Below are 18273 nucleotides of genomic sequence, written 5' to 3'. Positions count from 1 at the left end.
ATTTATATCTCTATTGAGCTACTTTTCTAAATTTACCAAAGACACCCAAAGGCAATTTAGGCCCTGCTGTAGCTTGTAAATAAAGTTCTCCAACTTCTAGATTTTCCACTTTAGGAAATGCAGTACGAATTAGATTTTCTACGATCACTGATGAAAAACCCAGTGAATACGTATTCAAGATCAAGAAATGTTCTTTAGGATCTAATAATTGTACAACATCGTTCATCATTTCCATGATATGATCCTCCAATTTCCACTTCTCTCCCTTCGGACCATGTCCATAAGCTGGCGGATCCAATATGATACCATTGTATTTATTTCCGCGCTTTACCTCACGTTTTACAAACTTCAAAGCATCCTCTACCACCCAGCGAATATTGTCAATTTCTGATAATTCTTGATTTTCATTAGCCCAAGTAACCACTTGTTTGATCGAGTCTACGTGCGTAGTATCAGCACCAGCAGCACGCGCGATTAATGAGGCACCGCCAGTATAGGCAAATAAATTTAAAACCTTCGGTTTATCTGTTTCAAAGGCACGTACAGACTGGGAGATATAATCCCAATTGACAGCTTGCTCAGGAAAAATACCGACATGTTTAAACGAGGTCAATCCCAGACGGAACTTAATAGCAACATCATTATTTTTATATTGTATATGCCAGCGATCTTGTGCTTTAGGATTTTTTTTCATCCACTCACCAGAAGTAGCAGAACGACCTTTAAATTTAATGTCATGACGTTTGTTCCACTCCGCCTCTGACCATGTTTTTGGCCATACAGCCTGTGGTTCAGGACGAATTAAGACTAAATCGCCAAAACGCTCTAATTTTTCGAAATCACCACAATCGATTAACTCGTAATCTTTCCAATGTTGTGGTGTCAATAATTGTATATCTGTTGTAGTCAAAATCAATAATTTGGCGCAAAGATACGTAAATCTAAAAACAAATAAGCAAAGATCAACAGATTACATCGTTTCTTTTGCGCGCTTCATCAATGGACTTGCAAATACAAAATCATTTAACTCCTTTACATCAGACCGCATCATATCCTGATTTGAACCTTCCCAAAACTTTTGTCCCTTATAGAGGTAAAGAATGTATTCACCAATTCCCATAACCGAATTCATATCATGTGTCACCACAATGGTGGTTGCATTATATTCCTGTGTCAATTCTAATATCAGTTCATCGATCAAGATTGAAGTTTCTGGATCTAAGCCCGAATTTGGCTCATCACAAAAAAGATATTTCGGACTCATGGCTATTGCACGAGCTATACCTACACGCTTTTTCATTCCTCCGGATAGCTCTGAAGGATAAAGCTGGTTGCGTCCTTTCAGATTTACTCTCTCCAAACAAAAATTAGCACGATCCAATTTTTCAGACTTGGACATCTCCGTAAACATATCCAACGAGAAAATAATATTCTGCTCTACAGTCATAGAATCGAAGAGTGCCGAATTTTGGAACAACATGCCAATTTCTTTACGGATTGGAATACGATCTTCAAAACTCAATTTTGAAAAATCTTGACCATTAAAAAGAACACGACCTTTATCAGGTTCGTGTAAACCAACCATACATTTTAACAAAGTACTTTTTCCAGATCCCGAACCACCAATAATTAAACTCACTTTACCCGGTTCAAAAGTAGCATCAATACCTTTCAGTACCTCGTTACTTCCGAAGGATTTATAAATATGCTCTATTTGTATCATAATTTTTTTAAGAAATTAAAGCATCAGCGCCGTTATCAAATAATCAGCTGCCAAGATGGTTATACAACCAATAACAACCGCCTTCGTACTTGCTTGGCCGACTTCCAGAGCACCACCACTTACAGTAAAACCTTTATATGCAGATATGGAGGTAATAATAAAACCAAAGACCAAAGCTTTCACCAATGCAACCGTAACGGTGAAACCATTAAACCCTTCTTGGATACCCATAATGTAATCTGAAGGTGTTACCGCGCCAGAAAGCGCTCCGCCAATAAGACCACCAACAATAGAACAAAAAATAGCGATCGTCACTAAAACCGGTACCATCGTGATACCTGCTAGTATTTTAGGTAATATCAAATATCCGGGAGCATTAATTCCCATGATTTCCAAAGCATCGATCTGCTCCGTCACACGCATAGAACCAATCTGTGAGGAGATGGAAGATCCGACACTGCCCATGAGCACCAATGCCGAAATAGTAGGTCCCAATTCTAAAATATTGGAATCTCGATTGATGGAGCCAATAATTGAATTCGGAATTAAATCAGAAACCAATTGGAAAGCAATCTGCATCGTCATAACCGCTCCGATAAAGGTGGAGATAATAACAATAAGCCCAAGCGATCCGAGACCTATTTCGTTCATGGCATGCATGGTCTCTTTCCAGTAAATCTTTCCTTTCTCTGGTCTCTTCAAAACCGAGCGTAGCAATAGCAAATAAGAACCAATATGGTGAAATATCATATATTTTTACAGTGTTTTTTCTTCATTAAAATCTAAGATACTATTATAACACCATAATATACAAATTGGTTTTTTATAGTGCCATGATAAAATATGCTTCGCATCAAAGATAACCAATACTTCTAAATAACTATTAAATACTCATTCCTCAGAAATAGCTTAACTCAATTACCGATGAAATGATATATTTTACCGAGATTAGTACATGAATAACCTAATTTATAAAATCAAAAATTTATTTTTAGTTTACATTTGTGATGTAGTTTAAAAATAAAAGAATAAACGATTATATTATGGACGCAAAGAGAATCACAACAGGTATTATATTTTTATTCATTGGAATCATACTGCTTTTAAGTAAGTTGGACGTTATAGATTTCAATTGGTTTGAGGTTTTTCGCTACTGGCCATTACTGATTATATTGGTAGGAGTAAATATTCTAGTTCCCAAAAAAGATATTGGTTATATGATATCTATCGGAACAACATGTGTTATTTTATCGGTATTTACCTATATCGGTATCACCACCCCCAATCAAAGTTTTATATCTCGTATCATGGAAAATAACCACATCGATATCGATATGGATGAAGAAGACTTTAAGGGAACTTCAAACTTTGTATCCGCTAAAAAAATTGGCAATATCACACATGCAACGGCCAATATTGATTTAGGTGCTACACAGATCAAGTTAAAAGACACAACTGATTCAAATTTATTTGAAGCAACCAATAATTCCAATAAATATTTTCTTTCGCTGAATGCCGATTCAAAAGAAGAGCATACGACGCTGGATTTAAGCGGAAAAACAAAGAAGGGAATAAACTCAAAAGGCAACACAACGCTGATCAAGCTCAATAAGAATATCATTTGGGACCTAAACTTAGATGTAGGCGCTGCAGATATTCAAGGTGATTTGTCAAATTTCAAACTTAGAAATCTAACAATTGATGCTGGTGCTAGTAATTTGGACCTAAAATTAGGTTATCCGCAAACAAATTCTAATATAAATATTGATGCTGGAGCATCTTCAATTCAAATTGCCATTCCGAAAGATGCGGCTTGTCAGATCATGACAGAAATGGCCTTGTCTTCCGTAAATGCTGACGATAGTTTTATAAAAGGCAATGAAAAAGGAACACTATCTACGCCTAATTTTGATAAAGCAAAAAATAAATTCCAGATTTCCATCGATGGTGGCATTACTTCTGTATCGATAACTCGTTATTAAAAGAGCTTAAATAAGTGCAGTAGAATACATAACTTTGCAATTAGATATGGACACAAGTAAACTTTTGACATTGCCTGATATTTATTGCAACTCGCAAACCACGTATTCAAGATGGAAAACAAGAGAAGTGCAGATTGGGGATGTACCGATGGGTGGGGACAATCCGATACGTATTCAGAGCATGACAACCATTGACACCATGGACACCATAGGTTCTGTGGAGCAAACCATAAAAATGGTTGACGCTGGTTGTGAATATGTAAGGATCACCGCACCATCTATTAAAGAAGCAAATAATCTAGCCAATATAAAAAAAGAATTGCGCCTCAGGGGATATCAGGTACCCCTAGTTGCTGACATTCATTTCACACCCAATGCAGCTGAAGTGGCTGCACGAATTGTTGAAAAAGTTCGTGTGAATCCAGGCAACTATGCCGACAAGAAAAAATTTGATCAACTCAGTTATACTGATAGCGAGTATCAAGCAGAACTAGATCGCATCTATAAAAAATTCAAGCCACTAGTCAATATCTGCAAAGAGTATGGCACGGCTATGCGTATCGGAACCAATCATGGCTCTCTTTCTGACCGGATCATGAGCCATTATGGTGATACGCCAGAAGGAATGGTCGAATCAGCCATGGAATTTATTCGAATTTGTGAAGACTTAAATTACTATAATTTATGTATCTCCATGAAATCAAGCAATCCGCAGGTAATGGTTCGTGCTTATCGACTTTTAGTTGAGAAAATGGTTTCCGAAAACATGAACTATCCGCTGCACTTAGGCGTTACCGAAGCTGGAGACGGAGAAGATGGTCGAGTCAAATCAGCCGTAGGAATTGGGACTTTATTAGAAGATGGATTGGGTGACACTGTGCGCGTATCTCTGACCGAGGAGCCAGAAAAAGAAGCACCAGTGGCAATCGCCTTAGTAAATAGATATACAAAAAGACAACATGATATCAATACGGAAAAGGTACCCCAAATCTTAAAATTAACAGATAATAATATCGCTACACCGTATATATCCAAAGAAGTCAATACTTTTATTGGAGGATCCTTAGTGCCCCGCGTTGTTGTCGATATATCTACACAAAACTTGAAAGATGCCCACGTTTTGTCACAAGCAGGTTATCGATATGATATGCTATTGGACAAATATCATATGGGTGAACAATCTGTTGATTTTGTGTATTTAGCTGATCAATTGCCCTCATTTAATATGCCGGCAAATTTAAAGCAACTCTATAACTACAAGACCTGGAGAAATATACAAAACAAAGCTAATATCCATCCCTTATTTACACTGGAAGAATTCAATCAATCTACAGACAAAGATCCTGTACTCAATCTGATCAAAATAAAAAACACGGATTTAGCGACAAGTTTATTTGAAAACCTACAGCTGGATAAAACAATCGTATTTGTCTTAGAAACAACAGCCACACATGGAATGGCGGAACAAAGACAATTTTTTAAAAATCTACAAGAAATTGGATTAGATAATCCTGTGATTATTAAAAGAACTTATGATCCAGCTGCATTTTCTGGACCTATTGGTGATATTATGAATCCAGAAGAGCCGATTTCTAAAATCCAGTTATATGCGGCAACTGATCTGGGAGCACTGTTAATAGATGGATTTGGTTCAGGTGTTTGGATCGAGTCACCAGCGACACCTTTGGACAAAATCGTATCCTTATCATTTGGTATACTACAAGCCACAAGATCACGGATCTCTAAAACAGAATATATTTCTTGTCCAAGCTGCGGTCGAACACTCTTTGACCTCCAAGAAACAACACAGATGATCAGAAATCGAACAAATCACTTGAAAGGATTAAAGATTGGCATCATGGGATGTATTGTCAATGGTCCAGGTGAAATGGCTGATGCGGATTATGGCTACGTAGGAGCTGGTCCAGACAAAATCACACTATATCGTGGACAACAAGTAGTCAAGAAAAACGTGAGCTCTGCACATGCATTGGACGAGCTTATCAATATCATCAAATCTGATGGTTTGTGGATTGAAGAGAACGAGATACCCAATTAAAAAGAAAAAGGCTTAAATGATATCATTTAAGCCTTTCTTATGTTATATTATTTCGATTATTTACGAACAGAGAATCTCTTTACAACCGTTTCTGAGCCAGAAACTACTCGGATAAAATAAAAACCAGAATTAAGTTTACCACTCGGATCAAAAGATAAATTTTGATTACCGGCATCTAAGCTTCCATTCATTAACTGAACAACCTCATTACCCAAAGCATCCATAATTTTAATGGCCACAGAACTCTGTTTATTCAATTTAAAAGATAAACTGATCTGTTCAGAAATGGGATTATAAAAAACCTTAACATTGTTGATTAACTTATCCGCATCTTTGGTATTGTCCGGATTTGCGACAAAACTTAAAACATCAGCTTTGTCCAAGGAAAATAAATGATGATTATCCTCGTTTTTAGTAGAAGATGAAGCGTGTAATACAGAAGCATAGCCCAAGCTTCCTGTCAACGTTACCACGCAGAGCAGACATAAATAAGCTATTTTCTTAAAATTAATTTTCATTTGTATATACGACTTCTTAGATTGGTTATAGTTTAATCAAATATAATATTTCTAAACCAATATATCAACAACAAAAGTAGGTTATTTGTTTAGATATTATGAACTTATATGGAATAAAAATTTGTGTTTTAACAATTTTTAACAAGATTTGGCGTTGTCAAACAAATTGCTAAAATTTGGCACGAGTTTTTCAATTGCAACGAACCTTCATATTCGTGTTAAAATGAAGGTTTTTTTACTTAAATCAAATAAAAAAATGACGACAAGTCATCAAAGTACCGCACAAAAGGTAAGCCTTGCAGGTCTCCTAATTAGTTTAGGGATTATTTTTGGAGATATTGGTACTTCTCCGCTCTATGTATTTAAGGCTATCATGAATAAGGGGGTCATCGACAAAGACCTTGTTCTTGGTGGGTTATCCTGTGTCTTTTGGACAGTAACCTTACAAACAACTGTAAAATATGTACTGATTACACTGCAGGCCGACAACAAAGGTGAAGGAGGTATCTTATCCCTATTTTCATTGGTACGCAAAAGAGCACCATGGTTGATCTTCCCTGCGATGATCGGAGCAGCAACCCTTCTTGCCGACGGTATGATTACACCGGCAATCACCATCTCCTCTGCGATTGAAGGTTTGGACATTAAGTATCCTGGTCTACCGACAATTCCAATTGTGGTGACCATCATCACCCTTTTATTTGCCATTCAGCGATTTGGAACATCCGTCGTCGGTAAGATATTTGGGCCACTCATGTTTATTTGGTTTTCGACGATTGGTATTTTGGGGCTTAGCAATATTCACCTCGAATATGAAGTGCTCAAAGCTCTCAATCCGTACTATGCCATTAAATTACTGATTGCTTATCCCAATGCACTTTTTATTATTGGGGCGGTATTTTTATGTACAACTGGAGCTGAGGCGCTATATTCTGACATGGGACACTGTGGAAAAGATAATATTCGAATCAGTTGGATTTTCGTAAAACTAACACTCGTTTTTAATTATTTTGGTCAAGGTGCGTGGTTATTAACCCAAGAAGGGAAAGTCTTAGGAGAAAACAACCCCTTTTATGCCATCATGCCACATTGGTTTCTTGGTTATGGTATTGCGATTGCCACCATGGCTGCAGTTATTGCCAGTCAAGCAATGATTTCTGGATCATATACGCTCATATCAGAAGCTGTAAGGTTAAATATTTGGCCAAAGGTTGCCATTCGGTACCCAAGTGATCAAAAAGGACAATTATATGTACCTTCAATCAATTTGATTCTGTGGGCTGGATGTATGCTGATTATTAAAATTTTTGGAGAATCCAGTAATATGGAAGCTGCATACGGATTAGCGATCAACTTAACATTCTTGACGACAACCGTCTTAATGACATTTTTCCTTGCAGCTAAAAAAGTCAATAAATATGTGATTGTTTTATTTACAGGTTTTTACCTCATACTAGAGTTGGTGTTTTTAGTCGGAAATGGAGTTAAAATCGCGCATGGCGGATGGCTTACCTTATTATTAGCCTCTCTCCTATTTCTCATCATGTATGCTTGGTGGAGTGCTAGACGCATTAAAAACAGATTTGTTAATTTCATCAATATCGACAAATACTATCCTATCATTTCAGAATTGAGTGAAGACAAGTCCGTACCACCTTACGCATCACATTTAGTGTATTTGACTAGTGCCAATTTCAAATCAGAAATTGAATCCAAGATCATTTATTCCATATTGAATAAAAAACCAAAACGCGCTGACGTCTATTGGTTGGTTCACGTTGATGTGATGGACCACCCGCATACACGCGAATATACGATCGATCAATTAATTCCGGGAAAGCTCATTCGCATAGATTTCAAACTCGGCTTTAGAGAAGAACAACGTATCAGTTTGCTCTTTAGAAAAGTCGTTGAAGATATGGTTCAAAAAGGTGAAATCGATATCACAAGCCAATACGATACTTTAAAAAAACACAAAATCCCCGGAGATTTTAAATTTGTCGTGTTGGAAAAAGTATTGTCAAAAGGAAATCAGTTGAGCTGGTCGGAACGTATCATTATGGAAATATATGGTTATCTCAAAAAACTAAGTCTTTCTGAAGAAAAAGGATTTGGATTGGATGCTAGTTTTGTAACCATTGAACGGGTCCCTTTAAGTTTACCACAAACCACTACGATAGACTTAAAGCGAAAGAACAATTAATAAAACATACTATTGAAAACGTTATGCCTCCAAATACATCAAAACGATTTGGAGGCATTTTTATATATTAAAAATCCCCATTTCCCTTCAGGTTCATTGAAATGCCGCTATACCCAATAATTGTCAGGACAAAAGGAAAAAGAAATATCGATCAATCATTTATTAGATTTTAATGCAAGCTATTATTATTTAAGAAATGTGTTAAAATAAAAGCTTATTTTTGCATCAAATACAACATTATGGCAGGAACAGCAACAGCTCCCACAAAAAAACTTCACCCTAGAAATAAACATCTTAATGCATACGATTTTAATAAATTAATTAAAATCGTTCCTGAACTCAAACCTTTTGTTTTTGTTAATGATTATAGTACAAAAACCATAGATTTTACAAATCCAGAAGCAGTAAAACTTTTAAACAAAGCATTACTTCAACAATACTATAATATTCAATTTTGGGATATTCCAAAGGAAAACCTATGTCCACCAATTCCAGGTCGTGCAGATTATATCCACTATGTTGCTGACATCTTAGCTAAAGGAAACAACAACGAGATCCCAAAAGGAAAGCAAGTCAAAATTTTAGATATTGGAGTTGGAGCTAATTGTATCTACCCAATTGTAGGTCATCATGAATACGGTTGGTCCTTTGTAGGTTCGGAGATTGTAAAAAAAGCATACAAAAATGCCATTGAGATAGTCCGCCTAAATACAGAACTTAAAAATAATGTTCAGATTAGGTTACAAAATAATCCCAAAGCCATCTTCAAGGATATCATTCTTGAAAATGAAAAATATGATATGGTGATCTGTAATCCCCCATTCTTCTCATCCCAATTAGAAGCATTGGCACAAGCAGACCGTAAGATAAAAAGCTTAAAGTCGGCAGAGCAGGAGCATATCGTTCAAAGTTTTGCAGGTCAAGGAAGCGAGCTGTGGTGTGATGGTGGTGAAAAGGCTTTTATCGGACGAATGATCTTTGAAAGTCAGTTCTATAAAGATCAAGTAAAATGGTTCTCCACATTGGTCGCACATCGAGAAGATATTAGAAGTTTGCAGCACAAACTGAAAAAACTCAATGTCGCAGAAGTAGAGGTAATCCGAATGGAACAAGGAAATAAAGTGGGTCGAATACTCCTTTGGAGATTCTAGACGACATAAAAAAAGCTCTAAAAATAATTTAGAGCTTTTTTTATGTCTTTACAATTCGGGAGAAAGACTTTCCTTATTTAGTTTTGAATGTTTATATCCATACAAAAAGTAAATAACGAGACCTCCAATGAGCCATATAATAAATATAATCCAATTACTGGCCCCCAGTTCTGTCATCAAATAAAGATTGATCAAAATACCGGTAACGGGCAATAATGAAAAATTCATCTTAAAACTATAGATACTCAGCCCCAACCAGGTCAACCAAAAAATAATTACCAGCACTTTATGCTCGACGATCTCCATAAAGGTTAAGTTCTTCCATTCTACTAAAATAGACTGACCGTATATCCCGATCAAAACAATCGCAGTCAATAACCCCACCCCAACCAGATATTTACCATTTAAATAAGGTACCCTAAATTTTGATTTTTCAGATAATCCGGAATAATCCATATACAGTACACCCGCACATACCATGATAAAAGCAAAAAAAGTACCTACACTAGTCAAATCAACGAAAAAGTCCATTTTAAAAAATAAGGAAGGTACGCCAACGACAATGCCTGTCACAATTGTTGCGTAAGAAGGAGTTTTATATTTTGGATGAATACGAGCAAACCTCTTGGACATCAGTCCATCACGACTCATAGTCATCCAGATTCTCGGTTGTGCCAATTGATAGACCAATAGGGCACTTGTAATAGCGATCACTGAAGTAACCGATATAATACCTGCCATATAGTCAAAGCCAACATATTTAAATACAAAAGCCAACGGATCTTTTACATTCAATTCCGTATAGTTGACCATTCCCGTTAATATCAACGTAATGGCTACATATAGGACCGTACAGATCACCAAACACCAGATCATGGCTTTAGGCAGATCACGCTGTGGATTTTTACATTCCTCAGCTGTTGTTGAAATAGAATCAAAACCGATAAAAGCAAAAAAGACAGCGGCAACACTTCCCATGACACCATGCATTCCATTTGGAGCAAATGGTGTCCAATTTTCCGGTTTAACGTAAAACATACCACCAAAAATAACAGCCAAGATAATCCCAACTTTAATCATCACCATAATAGCACTAGCACGCTGAGACTCTTTAATCCCGATATAAACTAAAGCAGTCACTAAGACGGTGATAATGCCCGCAGGAAGATCAAATATAATAGGTACCCCTCCTACGCGAGGAGCGCTCAAATAAGCTTCTAACCCATGTTTATCAGCAGCAGTTAAAGCTGCTGCACCGTGTTCTGCAAGCTTCTTAGATGCATCCAATGCATAACCAGGCGCCATAGATAGCCATGCCGGTATATGGATCCCAAATCCTTCAAGCATGGAAGCAAAGTACTGTGACCACGAAATCGCAATAACCGTATTAGATACAGCATATTCCAAAACCAATGCCCAACCTATGATCCAAGCAAACAATTCGCCAAAAGCAACATAAGCGTAAGTATATGCACTACCTGAAACGGGAACCGTACTCGCGAACTGCGCATAAGATAAAGCTGTAAATACACATGCAAAAGCGGTGAAAATAAATAAAAGTGAAACCGCTGGTCCACCTTCATAGCTTGCCAATCCAATTGTACTGAAAATCCCAGCACCAACAATGGCAGCGATACCAAGTGAAACCAAATCTCTTACACCTAGTACTTTTGCAAGCCCAGAACCCTCTCCATGTTGGGAGTCGTATATAATTTGATCAACACTTTTCTTGCGAAAAAGTCTTTTAAACATGTAGTTTATGTTAATAAGTTATGTAATTGGTTACGAAAATAAAAAAAATAGATGGATAGTAAGCATATAATACGCATACTATTCAAAATCTATCATTTCATATTGGATATACTGATAAATCTTGTGGAAATCGATCAAATTTGCATCCATATATGCCGTTAATTTACTGTTTACCAATAAAACCTGCTCCTCTCCGACTTCAAAAGACCATAAACGTTTACAAATCTGAAATAAAGCTCGAGTAAGCTGTTGCATATCAGCATACTCGTACAGATATTGCGAGGATTGAAATTTATCAAAAAAGGTCTCAAACTTGGTTATGTCCTTCAATTCGCTGATCATTAAAAAAGATCGTAAAGCACTACGGTTCACTTTTTCCAATGCCGTATACAATTTAGCAATAGATATTGCTTTATCCACTATCAAAAGATGATCCAACAGTAATTCAAGTGCAATATGGGCAAAAAAAGATGGACGGATCGGCAAGCCGATTAGCTCCTGCCGGATGGATTCTTTAATTTCGTGCGTGTGGTGAAAGAAATAATCCGAGTTGTGAAATAAGCGGTCCACTTCGACATGTCCATTCCATCCTTTCAATAAATCCAAATGTAAAGGATTGACACTAAGTTTATCTTCAAAATTATTGGGTCTGAGTACAAAATTCTTATCTGCATTTTTCAATAGATCAGGTAGTAAACTACCGACAACTCGCTCTGGAGTCGTTGCAAAACGTTCGAAATAAAAGTGTGACAAAAAATTCATAACATCATTTTTATACCCGTCGTAGTCATTTAACGATAAATATTGACTCAATATACAGCTTAATCTCTTATATTTGTGGCTTATATTAAAATTTTTAATCCATTTTACACAATGAGCTTTGTAGAAGAATTACGCTGGAGAGGCATGCTTCAAGACATTATGCCAGGAACTGAAGACTTACTAAATAAAGAAAAAGTATCTGGTTATATTGGTTTTGATCCAACTGGTGACTCTTTACACGTAGGTCACTTGACACAAATCATGACATTGATACACTTCCAAAATGCAGGACATAAGCCTGTCGCTTTGGTTGGTGGTGCAACGGGAATGATTGGAGACCCTTCTTTCAAATCTGCAGAACGTAACCTATTGGACGAACACACATTAAATCATAATGTGAACTGTTTGAAAAATCAATTAGGGAAATTCCTGGCATTTGGAGAAGGTGAAAACGACGCCAAAATGGTTAACAATTACGACTGGTTCAAAGATTTCAAATTTTTGGATTTTATTCGTGATGTGGGTAAATTGATTACTGTTAACTATATGATGTCTAAAGATTCTGTAAAAAAGCGTTTGGAAGGTGAAAACGGCCTTTCATTTACAGAATTTTCGTACCAACTGATTCAAGGATATGACTTCTATTATCTCTGGAAACATCACAATTGTAAAGTACAAATGGGCGGTTCGGATCAATGGGGAAATATCGTAACAGGTACCGAATTTATTCGTCGTCAAGATCAAGGAACTGCTTTTGCGATCACAACACAATTAATTAAGAAAGCAGACGGTCAAAAATTTGGTAAAACAGAATCAGGAGCAGTATGGTTAGATCCAAAGAAGACTTCCCCTTATAAATATTACCAATTTTGGTTAAATACTTCAGATGATGATGCTAAAAACTGGATTAAGATCTTCACCTTAAAATCAAAAGAAGAACTGGACGCCATTATAGCAGAGCATGATGCTGCTCCACATACAAGAGCAGTACAAAAAGCTTTGGCAAAAGACATCACCATCCGTACCCATTCGGAAGAAGCTTATGAAACGGCAATCAAAACGTCAGATTTCTTATTTGGTAATGGTACGCTTGAATTCTTAAATGGATTGGACCATGAAGCGATCTTAGATGTATTCGAAGGTATTCCGCAATTTAATATTTCAAAAGAATTGCTAAGCAGCGGGATCAATATTTTAGATCTGCTAGCGGTCAATACACAGGTATTCCCTTCTAAAGGTGAAGCACGTAAAATGCTACAAGGTGGTGGTGTATCGATCAACCGCGAGAAAGCGACAGATATCGACCAAGTAATCAACACATCACACTTGATCAATGATCAATATATCATTGCACAAAGAGGAAAGAAAAATTACTATTTAATTATTGCTGAGTAAGTTTTTTTAAGTTTATAAAACAAAAATGACCGATTTGATCGGTCATTTTTGTTTTATAAACTTTTGCTATCTTTACACTTTATAAAATTACATTTGCATCAAAATTTTAAATTTAATGAGAAATATCGCGCTAATTATCTTTTTATCGCTACTTACATGTACCATCGCTTATGGTCAAATCAATATTCAGACCTTATATACAAAAGAAGATAAAGTAACCAAAGAGTTAGAAAAAGCATACTACGCACGCATAGTAACTATTCCTGAAAAAAAATCTAATGATACGATTATCGAGGAGTTTTACCTTTCAAATAATGCGCTCAAGCTTCAAGGTAAAGTAACCGATATTTTTGCAACAAAATTTAAAGGTAAAAAATATGAACTGTTTGAAAACGGAAACATGAAATCTGAAGTCATGTACTCGAAGCATTCCCAACAGATCGATACCGCTTTTTACTATCATGAGAATGGTAGAGTTAAATCCATCCTATATTTTCCCTACACCATAAATAAAAAAGGAAAATATAAAATCGAAGAACCGCTCTATTTAGCCTATATCGATTCTATAGGAAACATGCTATTAAGAAATGGAAATGGCTACGCAGTCTCGGATGATAGCGATAAATATAGCTATGAAGAAGGAAATTATGTAAACCATAAAAAAGAAGGCGAATGGAAAGGTCATTTTAATGGTAAGCGATATACGTTCGTTGAGACTTTCACAGCAGGTAAGCTGATTTCGGGCGTTACAACAGATTCATTAGGTCAGCAAACACCCTACGATTCGATTAGCGCAGGTAAGCAACCTGAGTATCCGGGGGGGATCACATCATTGATGAGATTTATAGGCTTAAACTATAATTTTCCATCAGAAGCATTGTTGTCAGGAATAAACGGAGTAGTAGAAGTGGAATTTGTTATCGATAAAAGTGGGGAACCAAGAAATTTTAAAATCAAAAGTGATCTTGGATATGGTACCGGCGAGGCAGCACTCAGAGTAGCTAAAAAAATGAAAAAATGGGAACCTGGAAAGCAAAGAGGTATTCCCGTCAATGTTAGTTACATCTTACCAATCCGATTAAATACAGTTTCTGAAAATAGGACGAATTATTCCAGATAAAAAAGAGCCTGTTCTTCTCAGAACAGGCTTCATGATTATAATCAACCAAAATTATAACGGAAATATTTATTTATGCTTAATAATTTGAAAACCATATTTTTTGTTGGTATCGCTACTCGAGGTTAAGCCCGAAGCATAAATCGTATACACCTCTTTATCTTCAGGTTTAAAATCCCCTAACAATTCAGTCATTCCAGCACCATTTATTTTCAGCTTATATACATCAGCAATTTTAATAGTCTTAAAAGGAGTAAGATCCTTATAAGCTTTATCTTTAACAGCTAAACTATCCACATCATTTAACGTAAGCGTCAATTTAGGTGCTTCAGGACTTAAATTCATAAATCTAAATTTAGCATATCCAGGCTTTAATGTACCAAAATCATCTTCAGTAGCCAGCACATCAACTTTGTCTTTACCGATCACATAAAGGCTATAGAATTTACCCGGTGTAAAGATTACCTTTTTACTTACTAATGCGGTATCTCCGGTATTAGATCTTGGATCAAAAACGCGTACTAGTCTACTGCCGGGATAAGCATTTTTATAAAACAAATATCGGTTATAAGAAAAAACACCTTCCCAATTATTATTCAATTTATTCTGATCCAGACCGATATCCAATCCAGCAGAACCAGGTACAACATTCACGGCAGACACTGCAGAGATTTCTACATAAGTGAAATCATCATCTAGCTTATTGCATGAATTTAATGTCAGCATAAAAACTATTACACTGAATCCAAAAAATAATACTTTTTTCATTTTTATTTTTTTATTTTTCAACAAATTCAACGATCGTCTGTATAAAAAACGTTTGTTATAAATAAAATGCTACAACAAAAAATAAAAGGTTTATAAGACAATTAAATTTCCTTCTAAATACCTAAGTTTGTATGAAGGATAACTGTGAAACATTCATGTCAAATAAAGGAAATACATTCAGACCATCTAGCGCTAATACATCATTTAAGAGGAGTACAAAAAAAGAGACTCCCAAGAATAAGAAGGTAGAAGATAAAGAGGAAGCTCCAGCTAGAGACTTATCAGAAATGCAACAAAAATTAGTAAAAATTTTAGGTGCATTTCTCATACTATGTGCAGTCTTATTGGGGATTGCATTTGTTTCGTATTTATTCACCTGGTCAGAAGATCAAAGCTATATCGCCACTAATAATGGTGGTTGGGGCGTCGTGATGAATACAGCCGAAGAAATCGATAATCCTGATATAGAGCTTCCTGTTGTACAAAATAGACTAGGAAAATACGGTGCATTATTCGCAAATCAATTTATCTACAATTGGTTTGGTGTAGCTTCTTTCTTGTTTATACTTGTATTTTTTGTAATTGGGTATAAATTATTGTACAAAAAATCAATCCTACCGGTCTACCGTACTATTATCTATTCCTTTATAGCGATTGTTTTCATATCTGTTACATTAGGATTTCTACATAGTTTTTTTGCCAAAGTTCCCCATATCTTAGAAGGAAAGTTTGGTTTTTGGACAAATAAGTTATTGGAGGCTCAAATCGGTACAGTAGGTGTAGCTGGTATATTGATCTTTGCGTATTTAACAACATTGATCTTAGTATACAATCTGGACCTTAAATTCAGTATTTTCGATTCACGTAAAAACAGCGAAGAAGATGAGGACGAATTAAATGTTGAGGAAGAAGATAGTTATACCAACACGATTCGGTCTTCTGAACCGATCGTATCAGAGCCTTTAATCAATAGAAGGGAGACTTATACTCCTGCACCTAGCCTCAACGATAAATTTCAGTCTCATAGAAATGGAGATATTCGATTAAATGAAGACCTGCCTCCTCCCCATAAAGAGATTGTTTTACCCATCTCGGAAATCAAACCTGAAAATAAGGTTGTGATTCCATTTGAAATTGAAGAACCAGCTCGTGAAGTTAAGGAAGAACAAGAGGTTGCTTCGGATAACAGCATTTCATTTACGGTAGACGACCCGATAGAATTAGATCCAGTTATAGAGGACACTCCCGAAACGGATCACGAATTAGAGGTCGAATCATTAAAAGAAGAAAAAATCATTACAGCTAATGATCTCGTTGCACAGTTTGGTCAATATGATCCCAAGTTAGATCTAGCAGGATACCAACATCCAACATTAGACCTATTGCGAGATTATGGAACGGGGAAAATTACGATTAACCAACAAGAGCTAGAAGTCAATAAAAATAAAATTGTTGATACGTTAAGAAACTATAACATTGAGATTGAACACATCAAGGCGACCATTGGTCCAACTGTAACCTTATATGAAATCATCCCTAAGCCTGGTGTACGTATTTCGAAAATCAAAAACCTGGAAGACGATATCGCCTTAAGTTTAGCCGCTCTAGGTATTCGTATTATTGCACCGATGCCAGGAAAAGGAACGATCGGTATCGAGGTACCAAATAGCAATCCAGAAATGGTTTCGATGAAATCTGTAATTGCAACGGAAAAATTCCAAAAAACAGATATGGATCTTCCGATTGCTTTAGGAAAGACCATCTCGAATGAAGTTTATATAGCAGATTTGGCCAAAATGCCTCACTTACTAGTTGCTGGTGCAACAGGTCAAGGTAAATCAGTAGGTATCAATGCTATTTTGACATCTCTTTTATATAAGAAACATCCAGCAGAATTAAAATTTGTACTAGTCGATCCAAAAAAAGTAGAACTTTCATTATTTAAAAAAATAGAACGTCACTTTTTAGCGAAACTACCTGGTGAAGAAGATGCCATTATCACAGATACAAAGAAGGTTATCAATACATTAAACTCACTTTGTATCGAAATGGATCAACGTTATGACTTGTTAAAAAATGGACAAGTACGTAATTTAAAAGAATATAATGCAAAATTTGTCAATCGCAGATTAAACCCTGAGGAGGGTCATCGATTCTTACCCTTTATAGTTCTTATAGTAGATGAGTTTGCCGACTTGATGATGACCGCTGGTAAAGAGGTTGAAACACCCATTGCACGTTTAGCGCAGCTAGCCCGTGCCGTAGGGATTCACTTAGTAATTGCCACGCAACGTCCATCAGTAAATATCATTACAGGTACGATTAAAGCCAATTTCCCGGCACGTTTGGCATTCCGCGTTTTATCTAAAGTAGATTCACGAACTATTTTAGATTCTGGAGGTGCTGACCAATTAATTGGTCGAGGAGATATGTTGTTATCGACAGGTAGTGATCTGATACGTATTCAATGTGCATTTGTAGATACGCCAGAAGTAGAAATGATTTCTGACTTTATTGGTGGTCAACGTGGATATCCATCCGCATTTATGCTACCTGAATATGTGGACGAAAGTGGCGATGGATCTGGTTCAACAGATTTTGATTTCTCCGATAGAGATCAATTATTTGAAGAGGCAGCGCGCCTGATTGTCATGCATCAACAAGGATCAACATCTTTAATCCAGCGTAAGTTAAAGCTGGGCTACAATAGAGCTGGGAGAATAATTGATCAGTTAGAGTCAGCAGGAATTGTTGGACCTTTTGAAGGCAGCAAAGCCCGTGAAGTACTCTATCCCGACGAATATTCTTTAGAACAGTTTTTAGAAACATTAAGGAAGGATTAA

14 protein-coding genes are annotated in these 18273 nt (G+C 36.3%); 7 read left to right on the top strand and 7 right to left on the bottom strand.

Annotated features, from left to right (window positions below; all coding sequences use genetic code 11):
- Window positions 1-10: 10 nt before the first annotated feature.
- The 3 genes from MUB18_RS09105 to MUB18_RS09095 are packed head-to-tail and all read right to left on the bottom strand — an operon-like array spanning window position 11 to window position 2473.
- Entirely contained in the window at window positions 11-916 is a 906-nt protein-coding gene (locus MUB18_RS09105) for a class I SAM-dependent methyltransferase (protein WP_045753259.1), read from the bottom strand.
- Between the two features lie 54 nt (window positions 917-970).
- Window positions 971-1723: an ABC transporter ATP-binding protein gene (locus MUB18_RS09100; RefSeq protein ID WP_045753258.1), complete on the bottom strand. Its 753-nt coding sequence runs from the start codon at window positions 1721-1723 to the stop codon at window positions 971-973.
- A 15-nt stretch (window positions 1724-1738) separates the two neighbouring features.
- On the bottom strand, window positions 1739-2473 hold the full coding sequence (locus MUB18_RS09095) for an MlaE family ABC transporter permease (RefSeq protein ID WP_045753257.1): 735 nt from the start codon (window positions 2471-2473) through the stop codon (window positions 1739-1741).
- Between the two features lie 293 nt (window positions 2474-2766).
- Between MUB18_RS09095 and MUB18_RS09090 the strand changes: the two genes are divergently transcribed.
- Both MUB18_RS09090 and ispG read left to right on the top strand, forming a co-directional pair.
- Window positions 2767-3705 carry a LiaI-LiaF-like domain-containing protein gene (locus tag MUB18_RS09090; protein WP_045753256.1) on the top strand — a complete coding sequence of 313 codons (939 nt, stop codon included), beginning with the start codon at window positions 2767-2769 and terminating at the stop codon, window positions 3703-3705.
- 46 nt (window positions 3706-3751) lie between these two features.
- Complete coding sequence (gene ispG / locus MUB18_RS09085) at window positions 3752-5764, top strand: (E)-4-hydroxy-3-methylbut-2-enyl-diphosphate synthase (RefSeq protein WP_248755696.1); 2013 nt, start codon at window positions 3752-3754, stop codon at window positions 5762-5764.
- A 56-nt stretch (window positions 5765-5820) separates the two neighbouring features.
- Here ispG and MUB18_RS09080 read toward each other — a convergent pair whose 3' ends face one another.
- Window positions 5821-6282 carry a T9SS type A sorting domain-containing protein gene (locus MUB18_RS09080; protein WP_084405297.1) on the bottom strand — a complete coding sequence of 154 codons (462 nt, stop codon included), beginning with the start codon at window positions 6280-6282 and terminating at the stop codon, window positions 5821-5823.
- A 256-nt stretch (window positions 6283-6538) separates the two neighbouring features.
- Here MUB18_RS09080 and MUB18_RS09075 point away from each other — a divergent pair, with 256 nt between their 5' ends.
- Entirely contained in the window at window positions 6539-8485 is a 1947-nt protein-coding gene (locus MUB18_RS09075) for a KUP/HAK/KT family potassium transporter (RefSeq protein WP_094771425.1), read from the top strand.
- A 239-nt stretch (window positions 8486-8724) separates the two neighbouring features.
- Window positions 8725-9636, top strand: a complete 912-nt coding sequence (rlmF, locus tag MUB18_RS09070; protein ID WP_045753254.1) for a 23S rRNA (adenine(1618)-N(6))-methyltransferase RlmF — start codon at window positions 8725-8727, stop codon at window positions 9634-9636.
- A gap of 48 nt (window positions 9637-9684) precedes the next feature.
- On the opposite strand, the gene MUB18_RS09065 is transcribed toward rlmF, so the two are convergent.
- Together MUB18_RS09065 and MUB18_RS09060 are read right to left on the bottom strand one after the other, a co-directional pair.
- On the bottom strand, window positions 9685-11388 hold the full coding sequence (locus tag MUB18_RS09065) for an amino acid permease (protein WP_045753253.1): 1704 nt from the start codon (window positions 11386-11388) through the stop codon (window positions 9685-9687).
- A gap of 78 nt (window positions 11389-11466) precedes the next feature.
- Window positions 11467-12150 carry a hypothetical protein gene (locus tag MUB18_RS09060; protein ID WP_248755695.1) on the bottom strand — a complete coding sequence of 228 codons (684 nt, stop codon included), beginning with the start codon at window positions 12148-12150 and terminating at the stop codon, window positions 11467-11469.
- A gap of 111 nt (window positions 12151-12261) precedes the next feature.
- Here MUB18_RS09060 and tyrS point away from each other — a divergent pair, with 111 nt between their 5' ends.
- On the top strand, window positions 12262-13545 hold the full coding sequence (tyrS, locus tag MUB18_RS09055) for a tyrosine--tRNA ligase (RefSeq protein ID WP_045753251.1): 1284 nt from the start codon (window positions 12262-12264) through the stop codon (window positions 13543-13545).
- A 115-nt stretch (window positions 13546-13660) separates the two neighbouring features.
- Window positions 13661-14665 carry an energy transducer TonB gene (locus MUB18_RS09050; protein WP_248755694.1) on the top strand — a complete coding sequence of 335 codons (1005 nt, stop codon included), beginning with the start codon at window positions 13661-13663 and terminating at the stop codon, window positions 14663-14665.
- Window positions 14666-14731: 66 nt separating this feature from the next.
- Here the strand turns inward: MUB18_RS09050 and MUB18_RS09045 are convergent, their stop codons facing one another.
- A complete protein-coding gene (locus tag MUB18_RS09045; RefSeq protein ID WP_045753250.1) occupies window positions 14732-15430 on the bottom strand; it encodes a DUF4397 domain-containing protein in 699 nt (232 codons plus the stop codon).
- Window positions 15431-15585: 155 nt separating this feature from the next.
- Here MUB18_RS09045 and MUB18_RS09040 point away from each other — a divergent pair, with 155 nt between their 5' ends.
- Entirely contained in the window at window positions 15586-18273 is a 2688-nt protein-coding gene (locus tag MUB18_RS09040) for an FtsK/SpoIIIE family DNA translocase (protein ID WP_248755925.1), read from the top strand.

Source organism: Sphingobacterium sp. PCS056, from assembly GCF_023273895.1.
GTDB lineage: Bacteria > Bacteroidota > Bacteroidia > Sphingobacteriales > Sphingobacteriaceae > Sphingobacterium.
The sequence above is the reverse complement of the archived record's forward strand: the minus strand, read 5'-3'. Positions and strand labels throughout refer to the sequence as shown.